Origin of the sequence: Pantoea cypripedii, from assembly GCF_011395035.1 — a bacterium.
Classification (GTDB): Bacteria; Pseudomonadota; Gammaproteobacteria; order Enterobacterales; family Enterobacteriaceae; genus Pantoea; species Pantoea cypripedii_A.
On the sequence record NZ_CP024768.1, the window covers coordinates 908,933 to 925,229 of the forward strand.

Below are 16,297 nucleotides of genomic sequence, written 5' to 3' on the forward strand. Positions count from 1 at the left end.
ACTTTTTTCTTATATGGCAGGAAAAACATGAGTGGCAGTCAGACCCTTGTGGTCAAGTTGGGTACCAGCGTTCTTACCGGCGGTTCACGTCGGTTGAATCGGGCGCATATGGTGGAGTTGGTTCGTCAGTGTGCACAGCAGCACGCGGCGGGCCATCGTATTGTTATCGTCACCTCGGGCGCAATGGCGGCCGGGCGCGAACACCTGGGTTACCCTGAACTGCCACCTACCATCGCCTCAAAGCAGCTGCTGGCTGCGGTGGGGCAGAGCCGTCTGATCCAATTGTGGGAGCAGCTGTTTTCGATTTACGGCATTCATATCGGCCAGATGCTGCTGACGCGTGCCGATATGGAAGATCGTGAACGCTTCCTGTATGCACGCGATACGCTGCGTGCGTTGCTCGACAACCATATCGTGCCGGTCATCAACGAAAACGATGCCGTTGCCACCGCCGAAATCAAAGTCGGCGATAATGACAATCTCTCGGCACTGGCTGCCATGCTGGCGGGCGCTGACAAGCTGCTGCTGCTGACCGATCAACAGGGACTGTTTACCGCCGATCCGCGCAATAATCCGGAAGCGGAGCTGATCAGCGATGTGCATCAGATTGACGATGCGCTGCGCACGCTGGCCGGTGGTAGCGTCTCGGGTCTGGGGACCGGTGGGATGGCGACCAAGCTACAGGCGGCGGATGTTGCCTGCCGCGCGGGTATTGATGTGATCATCGCCGCTGGCAGCCGCAGCAACGTGATTGGCGAGGTGATCGACGGGAAACCGGTTGGCACCCGTTTCCATGCGCAGCAAACGCCACTGGAAAATCGTAAACGCTGGATCTTTGGTGCACCACCCGCCGGTGAAATCACCGTTGATGACGGCGCGCTGACCGCGATTCTTGAACGCGGTAGCTCGTTACTGCCAAAAGGTATCCGTGAGGTGCAGGGTAACTTCTCGCGTGGGGAAGTGATCCGGATTCGCAGCCTTGAAGGGCGCGATGTTGCCCATGGCGTGACGCGTTACAACAGCGATGCAATGCGCATGATCGCCGGACATCACAGCCAGCAAATCAGCGAGATCCTCGGTTACGAATATGGCCCGGTGGCCGTGCACCGTGACGATATGATCGTCAGTTAAGGAGCAATTGATGTTAGAAGAAATGGGTAAAGCGGCGCGTGCGGCGTCGTATAAGCTGGCGGAACTCTCCACCGCTGAAAAAAACCAGGTGCTGCTAACCATCGCCGATCGGCTGGAAGCAGAAAGCGCCGACATCCTCACGGCGAATGAACAGGATCTGGCTGATGCGCGCCAGAATGGCATGAGCGCCGCATTGCTGGATCGTCTGACGCTCAACCCACAGCGTCTGAAAGGTATCGCGGATGATGTGCGCCAGGTATGCCGTCTGGCCGATCCGGTCGGCCAACTGATTGATGGCGGACTGCTCGATAGCGGTCTGCGTATTGAGCGTCGCCGTGTGCCGCTGGGCGTGGTCGGGGTGATTTATGAAGCGCGCCCCAACGTCACGGTAGATGTCGCTTCGCTGTGCCTGAAAACCGGTAATGCGGCGATTCTGCGCGGCGGTAAAGAAACCTATCGTACTAACGCGGCGACGGTGCGGGTGATTCAGAACGCGCTGGTGCAACACGGTTTACCGGCGGGTGCGGTACAGGCAATTGAGAACCCGGATCGTGAACTGGTTAATCAGCTGCTGAAGCTGGATCGCTATGTCGATATGTTGATCCCGCGCGGTGGTGCCGGTTTGCATAAACTCTGCCGCGAAAATTCGACCATACCAGTGATCACCGGTGGGATCGGGGTGTGTCATCTGTATCTTGATGAGACGATGGACACCGAAGCGGCGCTGACGGTTATCGTCAATGCTAAAAAGCAGCGTCCGAGTGCCTGTAACTCGCTGGAAACGCTGCTGATTCACCGCGATCAGGCCGAGCGCTTCCTGCCTGCTTTCCTGCAACGTATGGCGCAGGAAAACATTGCGTTGCATGCTGATGAGAATATTATCGCGCAGGTGCAGAACGGTCCGGCCAGTGTGGTGGCGGTTAAAGCTGCTGAGTATGACGATGAGTGGCTGTCGAATGACCTGAACATCAAGCTGGTGGCCAGCATTGATGAGGCGATTGACCATATTCGGCTTCATGGTACTCAGCATTCTGATGGCATCCTGACGCGCAGCATCAGCAATGCCAACCGTTTCGTGAATCAGGTCGATTCGTCGGCGGTTTATGTTAATGCCAGCACACGCTTCACCGATGGCGGCCAGTTTGGTCTGGGTGCCGAGGTGGCTGTCAGTACGCAAAAACTTCATGCGCGCGGGCCAATGGGCCTCGAAGCCTTAACCACCTACAAATGGATTGGCTGGGGCAACGATACGCCACGCGGTTGATGTTTATTCCGTCTGAAAATGGGCACCCTCAGGGTGCCTATTTTTTTATTACATGTTCACGTTAATTAAATAAAGAAATGGGCGCCTGAGCAAACACGCAAACAATGACGGAATAGCGGGGAAAAATCCCCGCTTATGAAGTTTCTACGATCTCAACTCGCAGGCCATTACCGCAGATAATTCAGCTGTGAATATCTTTAATCGTAACTCGCATAACGAACTGCGATTAATCAGACACAGAACTAATAAAATGAGTCCGCTGATAATCAGCTGGCTGAATGTTGACTTCATCGTCACTTACTCCTTGATTTAAAGCGAGCAAGCGACTACCCTGACATTGTTTGGATGTGGTAGGGTAGTCGCTCGCTCGCGGTGGTTAAGTAAAATTAATCCCGCGAGCAAACTCTCCACAACCCACCTCAATTATCCTTTCTGATGCTTAAGGCAGATTGCCTCAAGCGCCCGCAGGCAGTCTACTCTGTTTTTTATTAAACATGGCGTTTATTTTTAATTATTTTTTCACTTTTCTTTTTTTTAATTAATGGATTTATTTAATGTGTCCTGTTAATTAGATGCGTTATTTTTTTGTCTGATTTTTTAATAAAAATACGGGCGCTGAAGCATCTTACCAGCCATTGCCGGAGAGTGTTTTTGTGTGCGATATGAACGTTTTTATCAGCTAATGCGGAGAACACTCACTACCGGTGCCCTGGTGCTTGACTCATGTGACGGTTTTTTCTAACGTGTTGCCCCGTAGTTCCCGCCTTATGCCGGTATAGCTCAGTTGGTAGAGCAGCGCACTCGTAACGCGAAGGTCGTAGGTTCGATTCCTATTACCGGCACCAGATCAAAATTAATCCACCCCGATATCAGCCCCCAATGTTCCTCCTTGCACTCTCCCTACGTCTCAGGTCAAATAGCGCCCAGGCAAACGGTTGCGTGCTTATTTTGTGCATTTTTGTCCATTAAATGGACGATGTGAGCATTAATCACGCCTTTGTGACCGATTTTCGCGTTTATGCCATCTGTGCCACTAAAAAACGGTTAGCATGAGGGTGTTGCGCCGAGCGCGTCATAATTCGCAGCCGTTACTGGCTGTGCTTTGGATCAAGAGTCATTCTGGAGAGACAGATGGAAACCACGCAAACCGGCACGGCGAGTGCCGCAGAGGCACCTGCAAAGGGCTGGCGAAAAAGTGATACCGTGTGGATGCTGGGTTTGTACGGTACGGCAATTGGGGCAGGGGTATTGTTTCTGCCGATCAATGCCGGGGCAGGCGGTTTGATTCCGCTGATTATTATGACGATTCTCGCCTTCCCGATGACGTTTTATGCCCACCGTGCACTGACGCGATTTGTACTCTCCGGGAAAAATCCCGGCGAAAATATCACTGAGGTGGTGGAAGAACATTTTGGCGTGGGTGCGGGTAAGATCATCACGCTGCTCTACTTCTTTGCTATTTACCCCATCCTGTTGATGTATAGCGTGGCGATTACCAATACCGTCGACAGCTTTATCGTGCATCAGCTGGGTCTGGTATCGCCGCCGCGTGCCGTACTGGCGCTGATTTTGATTGTCGGCATGATGACGGTGGTACGTTTTGGCGAGCAGATGATCGTGAAGGCGATGAGCGTGCTGGTGTTCCCGTTTGTGGCGGTGCTGATGCTGCTGGCGTGCTATCTGGTGCCCCACTGGCATGGCGCGGCGCTGGAAAGTCTGTCAATTAGCCAGGGTAGTGGCGACAGCAATATCTGGATGACGTTGTGGCTGGCCATTCCGGTGATGGTGTTTTCTTTCAATCACTCACCGATCATCTCCTCTTTTGCGGTGGCAAAGCGCGAAGAATATGGTGCTGGAGCAGAGCAGAAGTGTTCCCGTATTCTGGCCTGTGCGCATCTGATGATGGTGCTGACAGTGATGTTCTTTGTGTTTAGCTGCGTGCTCAGTCTGTCACTGGCGGATCTTGATGCGGCCAAAGCGCAGAACATTACCATTCTGTCTTACCTGGCGAATCACTTTAATGTGCCAGTGATCGCCTGGCTGGGGCCAATTGTGGCGATGGTGGCGATCACTAAATCGTTCCTCGGTCATTACCTTGGTGCGCGTGAAGGTTTTAATGGGCTGGTGATTAAATCGCTGCGTAGTCGCGGTAAGAGCGTTACGCCACAGCGTCTGAACCGTCTGACATCGCTGTTTATGCTGCTGACCACCTGGCTGGTGGCGACGCTCAATCCAAGCATTCTGGGGATGATTGAAACCCTGGGTGGGCCGATTATTGCCATGCTGCTGTTCCTGATGCCGATGTATGCCATCCAGAAAGTGCCGGCGATGCGTCAGTACAGTGGGAAGCTCAGCAATGGATTTGTGGTGATTGTCGGTGTGCTGGCTATTTCATCCATTTTTTATTCGCTGGTGAATTGATGTAATGACGGTGGCGAATCCTCGCCACCGTTAAATCGCCTTACACCGCACTCAGTTCCAATGTGCGGCCCGTTTTAAACACGCTCATTGATTGTGCCAGACGCTCAGCCTGGTCCTGCAACGCCTGGGAAGCAGCCGATGCTTCCTGTACCAGCGCGGCATTCTGCTGCGTTACTGCTTCCATCTGGGTAATCGCCAGGTTGATTTCGCTGATGCCGCTGCTCTGCTCGTTACTGGCGATGGTGATTTCACCCATGATATCCGCCACGCTTTTCACGCTGTTGACCACTTCACCGATGGTTGAACCGGCATGGGACACCAGGCGGCTGCCTTCATCCACTTTCGCTACCGAATCTTCAATCAGCACTTTGATTTCTTTGGCTGCTGAAGCCGAGCGTTGTGCCAGGTTACGTACTTCGCTGGCGACCACCGCAAACCCGCGACCCTGCTCACCGGCACGCGCTGCTTCCACCGCGGCGTTGAGTGACAGGATGTTGGTCTGGAAGGCAATGGAGTCAATCACGCTGATGATATCGACAATCTTCTTCGACGACAGCGCAATGGCTTCCATCTTCTCAATCACCTGCTCCATCACCTCGCCACCTTCTTTCGCTACATCGGAGGTGTTGGCGACCAGCTTGTTAGCTTCGCGCGCGTTTTCGGCGTTGTGTTTCACCGTTGACGTCATTTGCTCCATCGCCGAAGCGGTTTCTTCCAGCGAACTGGCCTGCTGCTCGGTACGTGAGGAGAGGTCAAGGTTGCCACTGGAGATCTGATTGGATGCCACGGCAATGGTATCGGAACCGGCACGCACATCAGAAACGATGGTCAGCAGGTTATCGTTCATGCTCTGCAACGCGCGCATCAGCACGCCGGTTTCATCTTTGCTTTTCACTTCGATGTGGGTGCTGAGATCGCCCGCTGCGACTTTGCCTGCAATGGCTACCGCTTCATTCAGCGGACGCACGATCGAACGCGTCAGTAAAAAGCCAAGGATAATCGAGGCGACAATGGCGATAGCCGAGAACACCAGCGTCACCATGATGGCGGTGGAGCCATCGGCAATGATGGTAATCCCTTCATTCTGCAACTGCTCAGACTGCGAATTGGCAAAAGCGTTAGCGCTGTCGAGGTAGGTATTCTGGGTATCGGTGATCGATTTCAGTACATAGGTACTGGCACCATCGAGATTGCCTGCGCGCACCAGATCCAGCAGCGCATTCTTTTGCTGTTCAAACTTGTGGCTGGCTTCCAGCAGACCGGCGATCTTCTTTTTCCCGACAGCGGTTATCTGGATCGCTTCGATTTTTTTCATCGCCGTGTTGGTGCGTTCGGTTGCTTCCGCCAGTTGTTTAAAGCGTTTTTCGTTGTTCTCCGGGCGAGTGGTATCGATGACGATGCCGCGCAGGTATTTGATCTGATCGTTGACGCCATCGCGCACATCAAATGCCAGGCGCACTTTGACATAACGATCTTCCACAATGGAGGTGATGCCATTTTTGATGTTGCTGATTTTCATGGTGGTGGTGATACCCACGATCACCAACAGCGCCACCACCAGGCCAAAGGCGATGCCCAGCCGGACGCCGACCTTCAGGTTCTTAAAGCTCAACATAGGTTCTCCCCGTGATGCCAAAATGTATGGTTTTCAAGATAGAAAAGCAGATGAGTTATCTGCATCAGGTTGATGTTTTTTAAGGAAAAAAAAGTGTACTCACCTCGGCGGGACAAGCCTGACACCGCACGCGCAAGCGCTATGGTTATCGGATGTTAATGTTTTTACTTTAATTTTTTAGAGGTGTGTCACAAAAACTTGACCGGAAATGACAGGTTGCAGATGGGATGTAACATGTAGCGGCACGATAAATCGCGCCGCTACGCGTGATTTAGCGCACCGCTTCCAGCACGCGGTAAATCACATTCGACAATTCGTTAATTTCGAATTTTGCTACATAACCATCGGCCCCGACTTTGCGCACATGGTCTTCGTTAGCGCTGCCGGAAAGTGAGGAGTGGATCACCACCGGAATATGGCGCAGCACATCATCACGTTTGATGTTACGCGTCAGGGTAAAACCGTCCATCTCCGGCATTTCGAGATCGGTCAGCACCAGCGCAATTTTGTCATGAATGGACTGACCCGCGGCCTGCGCTTCCTGCTGCATTTGGGTGATTTTCTGCCATGCCTCAAGACCGGTGTTATGCATGATGGCGGGGATGCCCATGCTTTTCAGCCCTTGCTCCAGCAGCTGACGCGCCACTTTGGAGTCTTCTGCCACAATCGCAACCTGGCCTGGCTTGAGATTGAAGTTTTTCACCGTCTCTTCACCCGGCTCGACGCCGCGTACCGATGGGATAATGTCATACAGGATCTGTTCAACATCCAGCACCAATGCCAGATTGTTGCTCTCACCATCATTGTCGAGGCAGGCAATGCTGGTGATGTTACGGCTACCGATGCCCGCCTCAGCGGTGTGCACCTGATTCCAGTCGAGACGCACAATGTTTTCCACGGATTCCACCGCAAATGCCTGGGTGCTACGCGCATATTCCGTCACCAGCAGCAAGTTCAGCCCGGTTTCCGGGGTGCAGCCGGTCACGGCAGGCAGGTCAATCACCGGAATAAACTGATCGCGGATGCTGGCCATACCCAGCAAGGGCGATTGCATCCCCGCAGCACGGGTGATATTGGGCATAGGTACGATTTCGCGCAGTTTGAATACGTTAATACCGTACAGCTCGGATTTGCCTTTCCGCTGATCGGAGCCGAGGCGGAATAGCAGCAGTTCGAATTTGTTTGATAACGCGAGGTTAGCGCGTTCATCGATCTCTTTCTGGAAATTATCCATCCTGGCCTCGCTCAGGGCTGTGTTAAGGGCATGGCAACATCGCCGTGATCGAGTTATCGGCAGGTTGGTTAAAAAATAGAGAGCGGAGAGGGGAATTTTAGCGTGAAGGCGATCGCCCTCACGCTGGTCGGGATCATTTCAGCAAAATGGCGCGCACGCTTTTGCCTTTGATCTTGCCTTCTTTCAGCTTGATCAACGCAGCTTTGGCCTGGCTGGCCGCAATCGCCACGTAGGCATGGGTGGGGGTGAGATCGATCTTACCGATCTGGTCGCCACTGAAACCGGCTTCACCCGTCAGCGCACCGAGAATGTCACCGGGGCGGATTTTGGCTTTGCGGCCACCATCGATGCACAGCGTCATCATCGCAGCAGGCAGCGCTTTAACTACATTGCCTTTCAGGGTGTTAGCGGCGACCCATTTGAGCTTCTGTTGCAGATAATCTTCCAGGGCATGGGCGCGCACCATCTCATCGGCAGCGACAAAACTGACGGCCATACCGGTTTCTCCGGCGCGGCCAGTACGGCCAATGCGGTGCAGATGCACCTCCGGATCCCACGCCAGCTGGAAGTTCACCACCAGCGCCAGCGCTTTAATATCCAGACCCCGTGCCGCCACATCGGTGGCGATCAGCACCCGGCTGCTACCATTGGCAAAACGGATCAGCACACGTTCGCGATCGCGTTGTTCCAGATCGCCATGCAGGGCGAGGGCGCTGATTTGACGATCGTTAAGGGCGGCGGCAATGTCATCACACTCACGTTTGGTGTTGCAGAACACCACACAAGAGGCGGGCTGCTGCTGGCTGAGCAGTGCGCTCAGCAGGTTGATACGTTCACTGGCGTTGACTTCGACAAATTGCTGCTCAATCGCAGGCAGTTCGACTTCGGTTTCAGTCGCCACTGCCAGTGCGTCACGCTGATAACGCTCGCTCAGGCTGGCGATGCTGTCCGGCCAGGTGGCGGAAAACAGCAAGGTCTGACGTGATGCCGGGGTAAAGCCGATAATGGCCTCCATGTCGTCACGGAAGCCCATCTCCAGCATACGATCTGCCTCATCCAGTACCAGGGTTTGTAGCTGGCTGAGATCGAGGTTGTCGCGCTTCAGATGATCAAGAATACGGCCTGGCGTGCCGACCACGATATGTGGGGCGTGCACCAGCGAATCACGTTGCGCGCTCATCGGCTGTCCACCGCACAGTGTCAGGATCTTAATGTTGCGTGTGAAGCGTGCCAGCTGGCGCAACACGTTGCTGACCTGATCAGCCAGTTCGCGCGTCGGGCACAGTACCAGCGCCTGAGTATGAAACTGACTATTTTCAATCCGCTGGAGCAGGCCGATCCCAAAGGCAGCAGTTTTGCCGCTACCGGTTTTTGCCTGGGCACGCACATCGCTCCCCTGCAAAATGGCGGGCAGGGCGGCGGCCTGGATGGGCGTCATGGCGTCAAAACCCATCTCGCGCAGGTTGTCGAGTTGGCTGACGGGCAGTTGCGTCAGGGTAGAAAAAGCAGTCACGGAACAGTCTCTGATATCGGGCGGGGTTGCGGCGGCCAGTCTGGCAGAAAGGGGCGGTCTCATCAATGATAAATCACGTGGGTGTCAGCAGGGTGATTACCCGCTGGTATCAATTAATATCTGGAAATATTTGGTTTGTTTTTCACCCGATATTATCGCAAAGTTTTGATGAATTTTCCGAAATTTCCGAACATGCGAAAATCCGGATCTGACAAAAAATGCTTATTTAACATCATAATGTCAGCAAGTTAATCGCAGGATATCCGTCGTTCTCTGATGTTGTGCTTATATGTCATGGCTGTTACAGGAAATTCCGATTAAACGAGGCGGTCACTCTGTTTTATATTTATCGCGCCATTGGGCAATATAAAACAACTTCAGAGGTCACTTCATTGAGTCACTACGTCCAGGGACAAAACGAGGACATTCTGAAAATCGTCGGCCGCGCCGTGTTGACCCTACACATTCATGGAGAGACGCTGTCATCTGACAAAGTCAGTTCCATGATTGCCTGTTACGCGGAAGAAGAGCCTGTCAGCGACGAAGAGAACCAGCGGCTGTATGCGCTGGCTATTCAGATGTTATCGTAATAATCCAGCATGGCGGCGGATGCACCTGATCCCAGCCTTTACGTTCATAAAGCCTCCTTTTCGGAGGCTTTCTTGTTTCAGGTAACCGCTATTTCACCTTAATTGGTCCTACCAAATGGACTGAAATGTTGCCATGTCGTCACATAACACGAAAAATCACAGCAGACTCGTTGCTTTAGATTAACAATACGTTAACCATCTGGAGCCAGAAAGCCCGGTTAGCTGAATTTTGGTCGGACCAATTTAGCTAAAAACAGCGGCAAATAGAGCGTGGCGCATCTGTGATGCGTCACCGCAGACTTCTGGTGACCTCTGGAGATCGCAGCATGCAGGCGTGGCAACAAAATTACGATCCTCTCGACAATATCTGGCTCTCCAGCCTGGTGGCGGTGATCCCGATTGTGTTCTTTTTCTTCGCGCTGATTAAGCTCAAGCTGAAAGGCTATCAGGCGGGTACGGCGACAGTGGTACTGGCACTGCTGGTGGCATTGTTGCTGTATGGTATGCCGGTGGGGCAGGCGCTGGCCTCGGTGGTTTATGGCTTTCTTTATGGCCTGTGGCCGATTGCCTGGATCATTGTCGCGGCAGTGTTCGTCTACAAAATTTCGGTGAAAACCGGTCAGTTCGACATTATTCGTGCTTCGATTCTGTCGATCACCCCGGATCAGCGTTTGCAAATGCTGATTGTCGGCTTCTCATTTGGTGCCTTCCTCGAAGGGGCGGCGGGCTTTGGCGCGCCGGTGGCGATCACCGCGGCGTTGCTGGTGGGGCTGGGTTTCAATCCCTTGTATGCCGCCGGGCTGTGTCTGATCGTCAACACCGCGCCGGTGGCGTTTGGCGCGATGGGGATCCCGATCATTGTTGCCGGGCAGGTCACCGGGCTGGACAGCTTCCATATCGGGCAGATGGCGGGGCGTCAGCTGCCATTCCTGACCATCATCGTGCTGTTCTGGATCATGGCGATCATGGATGGCTGGCGTGGGGTGAAAGAAACCTGGCCGGCGGTGATGGTGGCGGGGGGATCTTTTGCCATCGCTCAGTTCCTCAGCTCCAATTTCCTCGGCCCGGAGCTGCCGGATATCATTTCCTCACTGGCATCCCTGGTATGTCTGACGTTGTTCCTGCGCCGCTGGAAACCGGTACGCATTTTCCGCTTCAACGATGTCGGGGCTTCGCTGGTGGATCACAACCTGTCGCGTCAGCGCTACAATGCTGCTCAGGTCATCCGTGCCTGGATGCCGTTCCTGTTCCTCACTGCCACCGTTACGCTGTGGAGTATTCCGCCGTTCAAAGCGCTGTTTGCCAAAGGCGGTGCGCTGTATGACTGGGTATTCACTTTTCCGGTGCCGTGGCTGCATGAACTGGTGGCGCGGATGCCCCCGGTGGTTGTTAGCGCGACACCTTATCCGGCATTGTTCAAATTTGATGTGGTATCGGCGACCGGTACCGCGATTCTGGTGGCGGCGGTGCTGTCAGTGATTTGGCTGCGTATGAAGCCGAAAGCCGCGCTGGAAACCTTTGGCGAGACGCTGAAAGAGCTGGCTCTGCCGATTTACTCGATTGGCATGGTGCTGGCATTTGCCTTCATCTCCAACTATTCCGGCCTGTCCGCCACCTTAGCGCTGGCACTGGCCCACACTGGCAATGCCTTCACCTTCTTCTCACCGTTTCTCGGCTGGCTTGGCGTGTTCCTGACCGGCTCGGATACCTCGTCAAACGCGTTGTTTGCCGCTTTGCAGGCCACCACGGCGCAGCAGATTGGGGTGTCGGATGTGCTGCTGGTGGCGGCCAATACCACCGGCGGAGTGACCGGCAAGATGATTTCGCCACAGTCAATCGCCATTGCCTGCGCCGCCGTTGGGCTGGTGGGTAAAGAGTCGGACCTGTTCCGTTTTACCGTCAAACATAGCCTGATCTTCACCTGCATGGTGGGGGTGATCACCACGCTACAGGCATATGTCTTAACCTGGATGATTCCATGACTGAAAACACGCCGCGCTTAGCGGAGACGTTGCGGGCGCGGCTGCGCACCTGGATTGATGAGCACCAGCTGCAACCTGGCATGCGCCTGCCAGCAGAACGGCAGCTGGCGGCTGAGTTTGGTGTTTCGCGTTCGTCACTGCGTGAGGCCATCCAGCAACTTATCAGCAGCGGCGTGTTAATCAGCCGACGCGGTGGCGGCACCTGGCTTTGTGAGCCGCAGGAGCCGTGGTCAGAACAACGCATTGTTGCCCCGATTCGTCAGCTGCTGGCTGACGATCCTGACTACCGTTACGACATCCTTGAAGCGCGTCATGCCATTGAAGCCAGCACCGCCTGGCATGCGGCATTACGCGCCACCGAGGCGGACAAAGAGAAGTTGCAGTACGCTTTTGATGCCACGCTGAAGCTGAGCGAGCGTGACGATCCCGATTTGGCCGCTCAGGCTGATGTGCGTTTTCACCTTGCCATTGCTGAAGCCTCGCACAATGTGGTGCTGTTGCAGACCATGCGCGGTTTCTTCGAACTGCTGCAATCCTCGGTGATGCAAAGTCGCCAGCGCATGTATACCCAGCCGGTGATTTTTGACCGCCTGACGGAGCAACATCAGGCGTTGCTGAACGCCATTCTGGCGGGGGATGCTGAAGCGGCACGCCTCGCGGCGATGGACCACCTCGGGTTCGTCCACACCACCTTAAAAACCCTGCATGAAGATGAAGCCCGGCAGGCGCGCATTACCCGTCTGCCCGGCCATGACCTGGATAAACGCAAGGACAAATCCTGATGATCATTTCTGCTGCAAGTGACTACCGCGCCGCGGCGCAACGTATTCTGCCGCCGTTCCTGTTTCACTATATCGACGGCGGTGCCTATGCGGAACATACGCTGCGGCACAACGTGTCGGACCTCGCGGAGATAGCATTGCGCCAGCGCGTGCTGAAGAACATGTCCGATCTCAGCCTTGAGACCCAATTGTTCAATGAAACCTTATCGATGCCGGTGGCACTGGCACCGGTGGGGCTTTGCGGCATGTATGCCCGGCGCGGCGAAGTACAGGCAGCACGCGCCGCCGCGTTAAAAGGCATTCCGTTCACGCTGTCGACGGTATCGGTGTGTCCGATTGAGGAAGTGGCTCCGGCGATTAATCGTCCGATGTGGTTCCAGCTGTATGTGCTGCGCGACCGTGGTTTTATGCGCAATACGCTGGAACGCGCCAAAGCAGCAGGCTGCTCGACGCTGGTATTTACCGTGGATATGCCCACGCCAGGGGCGCGCTACCGTGATGCGCACTCCGGCATGAGCGGGCCAAATGCGGCGCTGCGCCGTTACTGGCAGGCGGTGACCCATCCGCAATGGGCGTGGGATGTGGGCCTGCATGGCCGTCCGCACGATCTCGGCAATATCTCGACCTATCTCGGCAAACCGACCGGACTGGAAGATTATATTGGCTGGCTGGGCAACAATTTTGATCCGTCGATTTCCTGGCAGGATCTGGAGTGGATCCGTGAATTCTGGGATGGCCCGATGGTGATCAAAGGCATTCTTGATGCGGAAGATGCACGCGACGCGGTGCGTTTTGGCGCTGACGGCATTGTGGTATCCAACCACGGTGGACGTCAGCTGGATGGCGTGCTGTCATCGGCGCGCGCGCTGCCTGCCATTGCTGATGCGGTGAAGGGCGATATCACCATTCTGGCTGATAGCGGTATTCGCAACGGACTGGATGTGGTGCGAATGATCGCCCTCGGTGCCGACAGTGTGCTGCTTGGTCGTGTCTTCCTGTATGCCCTGGCGACGCATGGCCAGCGTGGTGTCGAGAACCTGCTGACGTTGATTGAGAAAGAGATGAAGGTGGCGATGACGCTGACCGGGGCGAAAACCATTGCGGATATTACGCGGGATTCGCTGGTTCAGGCCAACGCGCTGTTGTCCGAGGCAGGGCTGGCCCCGGCGCGTCCGCGTGCAGTGAGCTGATCCGGCAGAGTGAAGGGCGTTGTCTATACTTACTCCCTGTCTGACTAACAGGAGGAATGACATGACCATTCATAAGAAAGGATCGGCCCATTGGGAAGGTGACATCAAAGGCAAGGGAACCGTTAGCACCGAAAGTGGCGTGTTGAGCAACCAGCCGTATGGCTTTAACACACGCTTCGAAGGGCAGAAGGGGACTAACCCGGAAGAGTTGATTGGTGCCGCGCACGCTGCCTGTTTTTCTATGGCGCTGTCCCTGATGCTTGGCCAGGCAGGACATCCGCCGAAAAGCATTGATACCACTGCGGATGTCTCGCTGGACAAGCAAGGTGAAGGCTTTGCCATCACCAAAATTGCCCTGACCAGCAGCGTGTCGCTGCCCGGTATTGATAAAGCCCAGTTTGATGAAATTATTCAGAAAGCCAAAGCCGGTTGCCCGGTGTCCCAGGTGCTGAACGCCGAGATTACCCTCGACTACACCCTGAATAATTGATCGCCTCAACGGCGGACCAGAGCTAGAATCGACGATGCGCCTGCGGGCGCATCGTGACGTTCAGCCATCCTGGAGGGTGCGTGGCAAAATATCTGGCTGCGAAGAAACACTGGAAAATGGTTTTGGTACTGTTGTGTATCTGCGGGGCGTTGCTGCTGATTCGCTGGGCGGCAATGATATGGGCATGAAAGATTGGATTAGCCGCCACAAACTCGGTGTGCTGGTGATGGTCATTCTGGTGCTGGAACTGGTGCATTATTTGCTGACGGCCAGCTGGTTGCCGTGGCAGCTGGGCCAGGCTTAGGCGTACTCGTTGTCTGGCCGGGCGCTGCGCACGTTACTGCGCGCGATACGATAGGCTTTCCGCGGATCGCCCACCACAAACTCGAAGGTTGGTGAGTAGTAAAACGGCAGCCAGCCGCCATAGCCACTCTCCCACTCCCAGCGTACCGGGCAGGGCCAGAGAATGCCATCATACAAAATGTAATAAACCCAGCGTCCGTTCGGACGACGGGGGCGAGAAGTCTTCATGGGATTCACAACGGTAAATGTGTACAACAGCTTATATTTTGAACGCTAAGCCGCGTACTTGCAATGCCGCCTGGTTAATTTATACACAGACAGCAGACTCACCGGCACCAAATCAACGGTGAACTTCACCGCAAATCAGTACCACTTTGGGACGGACTTTATGAATCCGGTCCGCCATTTGCTCACAGGCCACTTTGGTCGGATAAATATGTTCCGACACCGGCAAGGCATCACAGGCATCGTGCCCACACGCGCTCACTAATAAAACAAAACCAATCAGCATGGTTTGGCTCCTGATACACATTTTCTCTGGTACGGAAAGTGTGACTGTTTGTTCCTTTTTTCGATCCAGTATAGCCAAACGAAACGGGAGCAGCTTATCAGCCTGAGCGGCTTTTTTACCCGAATAACGACATTATAACTGCGGCCGATGCTTAACAGCAGCGCAATCTGAGCTAAACTGTGCGGCCCTGGAAAAATGAGAAGTGAGTAAAAGATGTCGACTGAAATTGCCCATCCGGACAACAGCCCGAAACAAGCCGCCCTGCAACTGGTGATTGAGCTGGTGCGCGCCGGGAAACTCAGCCCGCTGCATGGCGATGCCTCGAATATGATTTCAATCTACGAACAATTCAAAAGCCATTTCGAAGCAGAAAAAGCGTAACGGTAGCTACCGTCTCCTGGTGCGAATAAATTCGCACCCTACATCTGTAGGGTCGGCATTGATGCCGACCGGGCCAATAATCGCACGTTTTTGTAGCGGCGCGATTTATCGCGCTGTTTTATGCGTAATACCAGACCGGTAGAATCGCGATAAGATTATTCAGCGTATGCAGGAACACCGGCAAAGCCAGGCTGTTACTGCGCAGACGCGCGTAGCACAGCAGCAGTGAAAACAGCGTCAGCGCCACGATGGTTTCCCAGTGCACGTACTGCGTATGCATCACGGCGAAAAGCAGCGACGTCAGCAGCATGCAGGCGAAGCGGCTTTTCGGCGCCCACAGCAGGAAACCCTGCAGCAGAAATCCCCGAAACAACACCTCTTCAAATACCGGTGCCAGTAATACCGCCGTCAGCAGCAGGATCAGCATCGAATTGCGTCCCTGCTGGGTTTGCGCCACCAGCCAGCCTTCCGGTTGCAAAAACTGTGTTTGTGCCGCCATCAGAATAAACAACGCGCCAATAAACATCAGCGTTTGTCCGGGACGCAGATAACCCAGCGGAATGTCATTACGACGCTGGCAATAGAAGCGATACAGGGGGTAGATCACCGCAAATTCGAACAGACACAGCACCGGTACCAGCAAACCATCATTACGCAGCATCCCGTAGTTGGGAAACAGCGTGATCAGCATGGTGACGAGGTAATAAACCACAAAGCTGCCAACGTAAAACAGCGTCAACGTGACTTTGTCGGATTGGGTGTCCATAGGCGACTCAGCGAGCAGAGGAAAACGCATAGTAGCAACGGGGATAATCGCTGTCGAGGTGGCGTCGCGCAGTTTTCTGTTGCTCAATTATTCTGCCATTGGGCTAAATCTGCCGCGCGTAGCG

17 protein-coding genes and 1 tRNA gene are annotated in these 16,297 nt (G+C 54.4%); 11 read left to right on the forward strand and 7 right to left on the reverse strand.

The window, feature by feature from the left end:
- Nucleotides 1–27 precede the first annotated feature (27 nt).
- Nucleotides 28–1,131, forward strand: coding sequence for a glutamate 5-kinase (gene proB / locus CUN67_RS04100; RefSeq protein ID WP_208714121.1), 1,104 nt, complete (start codon nucleotides 28–30; stop codon nucleotides 1,129–1,131).
- Between the two features lie 10 nt (nucleotides 1,132–1,141).
- Nucleotides 1,142–2,395, forward strand: a complete 1,254-nt coding sequence (gene proA, locus CUN67_RS04105; protein ID WP_208714122.1) for a glutamate-5-semialdehyde dehydrogenase — start codon at nucleotides 1,142–1,144, stop codon at nucleotides 2,393–2,395.
- 144 nt (nucleotides 2,396–2,539) lie between these two features.
- Here the strand turns inward: proA and CUN67_RS30655 are convergent, their stop codons facing one another.
- The gene (locus CUN67_RS30655) at nucleotides 2,540–2,686 is read right to left on the reverse strand and encodes a Hok/Gef family protein (protein WP_208714123.1); all 147 of its coding nucleotides are present in this window, start codon (nucleotides 2,684–2,686) and stop codon (nucleotides 2,540–2,542) included.
- A gap of 478 nt (nucleotides 2,687–3,164) precedes the next feature.
- On the opposite strand from CUN67_RS30655, the gene CUN67_RS04115 reads away from it, so the two are divergent.
- Both CUN67_RS04115 and CUN67_RS04120 read left to right on the forward strand, forming a co-directional pair.
- Nucleotides 3,165–3,240 (forward strand) — tRNA-Thr (locus CUN67_RS04115).
- A gap of 286 nt (nucleotides 3,241–3,526) precedes the next feature.
- Complete coding sequence (locus CUN67_RS04120; RefSeq protein ID WP_208714124.1) at nucleotides 3,527–4,816, forward strand: HAAAP family serine/threonine permease; 1,290 nt, start codon at nucleotides 3,527–3,529, stop codon at nucleotides 4,814–4,816.
- Nucleotides 4,817–4,856: 40 nt separating this feature from the next.
- Here the strand turns inward: CUN67_RS04120 and CUN67_RS04125 are convergent, their stop codons facing one another.
- The 3 genes from CUN67_RS04125 to dbpA all read right to left on the reverse strand — a co-directional run bounded on the left by CUN67_RS04125 (nucleotide 4,857) and on the right by dbpA (nucleotide 9,178).
- Entirely contained in the window at nucleotides 4,857–6,431 is a 1,575-nt protein-coding gene (locus tag CUN67_RS04125; RefSeq protein WP_208714125.1) for a methyl-accepting chemotaxis protein, read from the reverse strand.
- 271 nt (nucleotides 6,432–6,702) lie between these two features.
- Complete coding sequence (locus CUN67_RS04130; RefSeq protein WP_208714126.1) at nucleotides 6,703–7,665, reverse strand: chemotaxis protein; 963 nt, start codon at nucleotides 7,663–7,665, stop codon at nucleotides 6,703–6,705.
- A 133-nt stretch (nucleotides 7,666–7,798) separates the two neighbouring features.
- Nucleotides 7,799–9,178: an ATP-dependent RNA helicase DbpA gene (dbpA, locus tag CUN67_RS04135; protein ID WP_208714127.1), complete on the reverse strand. Its 1,380-nt coding sequence runs from the start codon at nucleotides 9,176–9,178 to the stop codon at nucleotides 7,799–7,801.
- A gap of 392 nt (nucleotides 9,179–9,570) precedes the next feature.
- Between dbpA and CUN67_RS04140 the strand changes: the two genes are divergently transcribed.
- From CUN67_RS04140 to yniD, 6 genes are all read left to right on the forward strand, one after another.
- Nucleotides 9,571–9,768 (forward strand): hypothetical protein, encoded by a 198-nt coding sequence (locus CUN67_RS04140; protein ID WP_021185917.1) that lies wholly within the window; start codon nucleotides 9,571–9,573, stop codon nucleotides 9,766–9,768.
- A gap of 326 nt (nucleotides 9,769–10,094) precedes the next feature.
- Nucleotides 10,095–11,750, forward strand: a complete 1,656-nt coding sequence (gene lldP / locus CUN67_RS04145) for an L-lactate permease (RefSeq protein ID WP_208714128.1) — start codon at nucleotides 10,095–10,097, stop codon at nucleotides 11,748–11,750.
- Nucleotides 11,747–12,532, forward strand: coding sequence for a transcriptional regulator LldR (lldR, locus tag CUN67_RS04150; RefSeq protein ID WP_208714129.1), 786 nt, complete (start codon nucleotides 11,747–11,749; stop codon nucleotides 12,530–12,532). The genes lldP and lldR overlap by 4 nt, the downstream gene beginning before the upstream one ends.
- Nucleotides 12,532–13,722 carry an FMN-dependent L-lactate dehydrogenase LldD gene (gene lldD, locus CUN67_RS04155; RefSeq protein WP_208714130.1) on the forward strand — a complete coding sequence of 397 codons (1,191 nt, stop codon included), beginning with the start codon at nucleotides 12,532–12,534 and terminating at the stop codon, nucleotides 13,720–13,722. Before lldR ends, lldD begins: the two co-directional genes overlap by 1 nt.
- 61 nt (nucleotides 13,723–13,783) lie before the next feature.
- Nucleotides 13,784–14,212, forward strand: coding sequence for an OsmC family protein (locus CUN67_RS04160; RefSeq protein WP_084873003.1), 429 nt, complete (start codon nucleotides 13,784–13,786; stop codon nucleotides 14,210–14,212).
- Between the two features lie 80 nt (nucleotides 14,213–14,292).
- Nucleotides 14,293–14,400: a small membrane protein YniD gene (gene yniD, locus CUN67_RS30335; protein WP_223300457.1), complete on the forward strand. Its 108-nt coding sequence runs from the start codon at nucleotides 14,293–14,295 to the stop codon at nucleotides 14,398–14,400.
- Nucleotides 14,401–14,512: 112 nt separating this feature from the next.
- Here the strand turns inward: yniD and CUN67_RS04170 are convergent, their stop codons facing one another.
- Complete coding sequence (locus tag CUN67_RS04170) at nucleotides 14,513–14,743, reverse strand: hypothetical protein (RefSeq protein WP_084873005.1); 231 nt, start codon at nucleotides 14,741–14,743, stop codon at nucleotides 14,513–14,515.
- Nucleotides 14,744–14,855: 112 nt separating this feature from the next.
- A complete protein-coding gene (locus CUN67_RS04175; RefSeq protein WP_167379233.1) occupies nucleotides 14,856–15,026 on the reverse strand; it encodes a hypothetical protein in 171 nt (56 codons plus the stop codon).
- Between the two features lie 213 nt (nucleotides 15,027–15,239).
- Between CUN67_RS04175 and CUN67_RS04180 the strand changes: the two genes are divergently transcribed.
- Nucleotides 15,240–15,407 carry a hypothetical protein gene (locus CUN67_RS04180; protein ID WP_208714131.1) on the forward strand — a complete coding sequence of 56 codons (168 nt, stop codon included), beginning with the start codon at nucleotides 15,240–15,242 and terminating at the stop codon, nucleotides 15,405–15,407.
- A 118-nt stretch (nucleotides 15,408–15,525) separates the two neighbouring features.
- Here the strand turns inward: CUN67_RS04180 and CUN67_RS04185 are convergent, their stop codons facing one another.
- On the reverse strand, nucleotides 15,526–16,173 hold the full coding sequence (locus CUN67_RS04185; RefSeq protein WP_208714132.1) for a CPBP family intramembrane glutamic endopeptidase: 648 nt from the start codon (nucleotides 16,171–16,173) through the stop codon (nucleotides 15,526–15,528).
- Between the last annotated feature and the right edge of the window lie 124 nt (nucleotides 16,174–16,297).

Coding starts and splice junctions, on each gene's coding strand:
- proB (WP_208714121.1), top strand. CDS start 28: ATGAGTGGCAGTCAGACCCTTGTGGTCAAGTTGGGTACCAGCGTTCTT.
- proA (WP_208714122.1), top strand. CDS start 1,142: ATGTTAGAAGAAATGGGTAAAGCGGCGCGTGCGGCGTCGTATAAGCTG.
- CUN67_RS30655 (WP_208714123.1), bottom strand. CDS start 2,686: ATGAAGTCAACATTCAGCCAGCTGATTATCAGCGGACTCATTTTATTA.
- CUN67_RS04120 (WP_208714124.1), top strand. CDS start 3,527: ATGGAAACCACGCAAACCGGCACGGCGAGTGCCGCAGAGGCACCTGCA.
- CUN67_RS04125 (WP_208714125.1), bottom strand. CDS start 6,431: ATGTTGAGCTTTAAGAACCTGAAGGTCGGCGTCCGGCTGGGCATCGCC.
- CUN67_RS04130 (WP_208714126.1), bottom strand. CDS start 7,665: ATGGATAATTTCCAGAAAGAGATCGATGAACGCGCTAACCTCGCGTTA.
- lldP (WP_208714128.1), top strand. CDS start 10,095: ATGCAGGCGTGGCAACAAAATTACGATCCTCTCGACAATATCTGGCTC.
- lldR (WP_208714129.1), top strand. CDS start 11,747: ATGACTGAAAACACGCCGCGCTTAGCGGAGACGTTGCGGGCGCGGCTG.
- lldD (WP_208714130.1), top strand. CDS start 12,532: ATGATCATTTCTGCTGCAAGTGACTACCGCGCCGCGGCGCAACGTATT.
- CUN67_RS04160 (WP_084873003.1), top strand. CDS start 13,784: ATGACCATTCATAAGAAAGGATCGGCCCATTGGGAAGGTGACATCAAA.
- CUN67_RS04170 (WP_084873005.1), bottom strand. CDS start 14,743: ATGAAGACTTCTCGCCCCCGTCGTCCGAACGGACGCTGGGTTTATTAC.
- CUN67_RS04175 (WP_167379233.1), bottom strand. CDS start 15,026: ATGCTGATTGGTTTTGTTTTATTAGTGAGCGCGTGTGGGCACGATGCC.
- CUN67_RS04180 (WP_208714131.1), top strand. CDS start 15,240: ATGTCGACTGAAATTGCCCATCCGGACAACAGCCCGAAACAAGCCGCC.
- CUN67_RS04185 (WP_208714132.1), bottom strand. CDS start 16,173: ATGGACACCCAATCCGACAAAGTCACGTTGACGCTGTTTTACGTTGGC.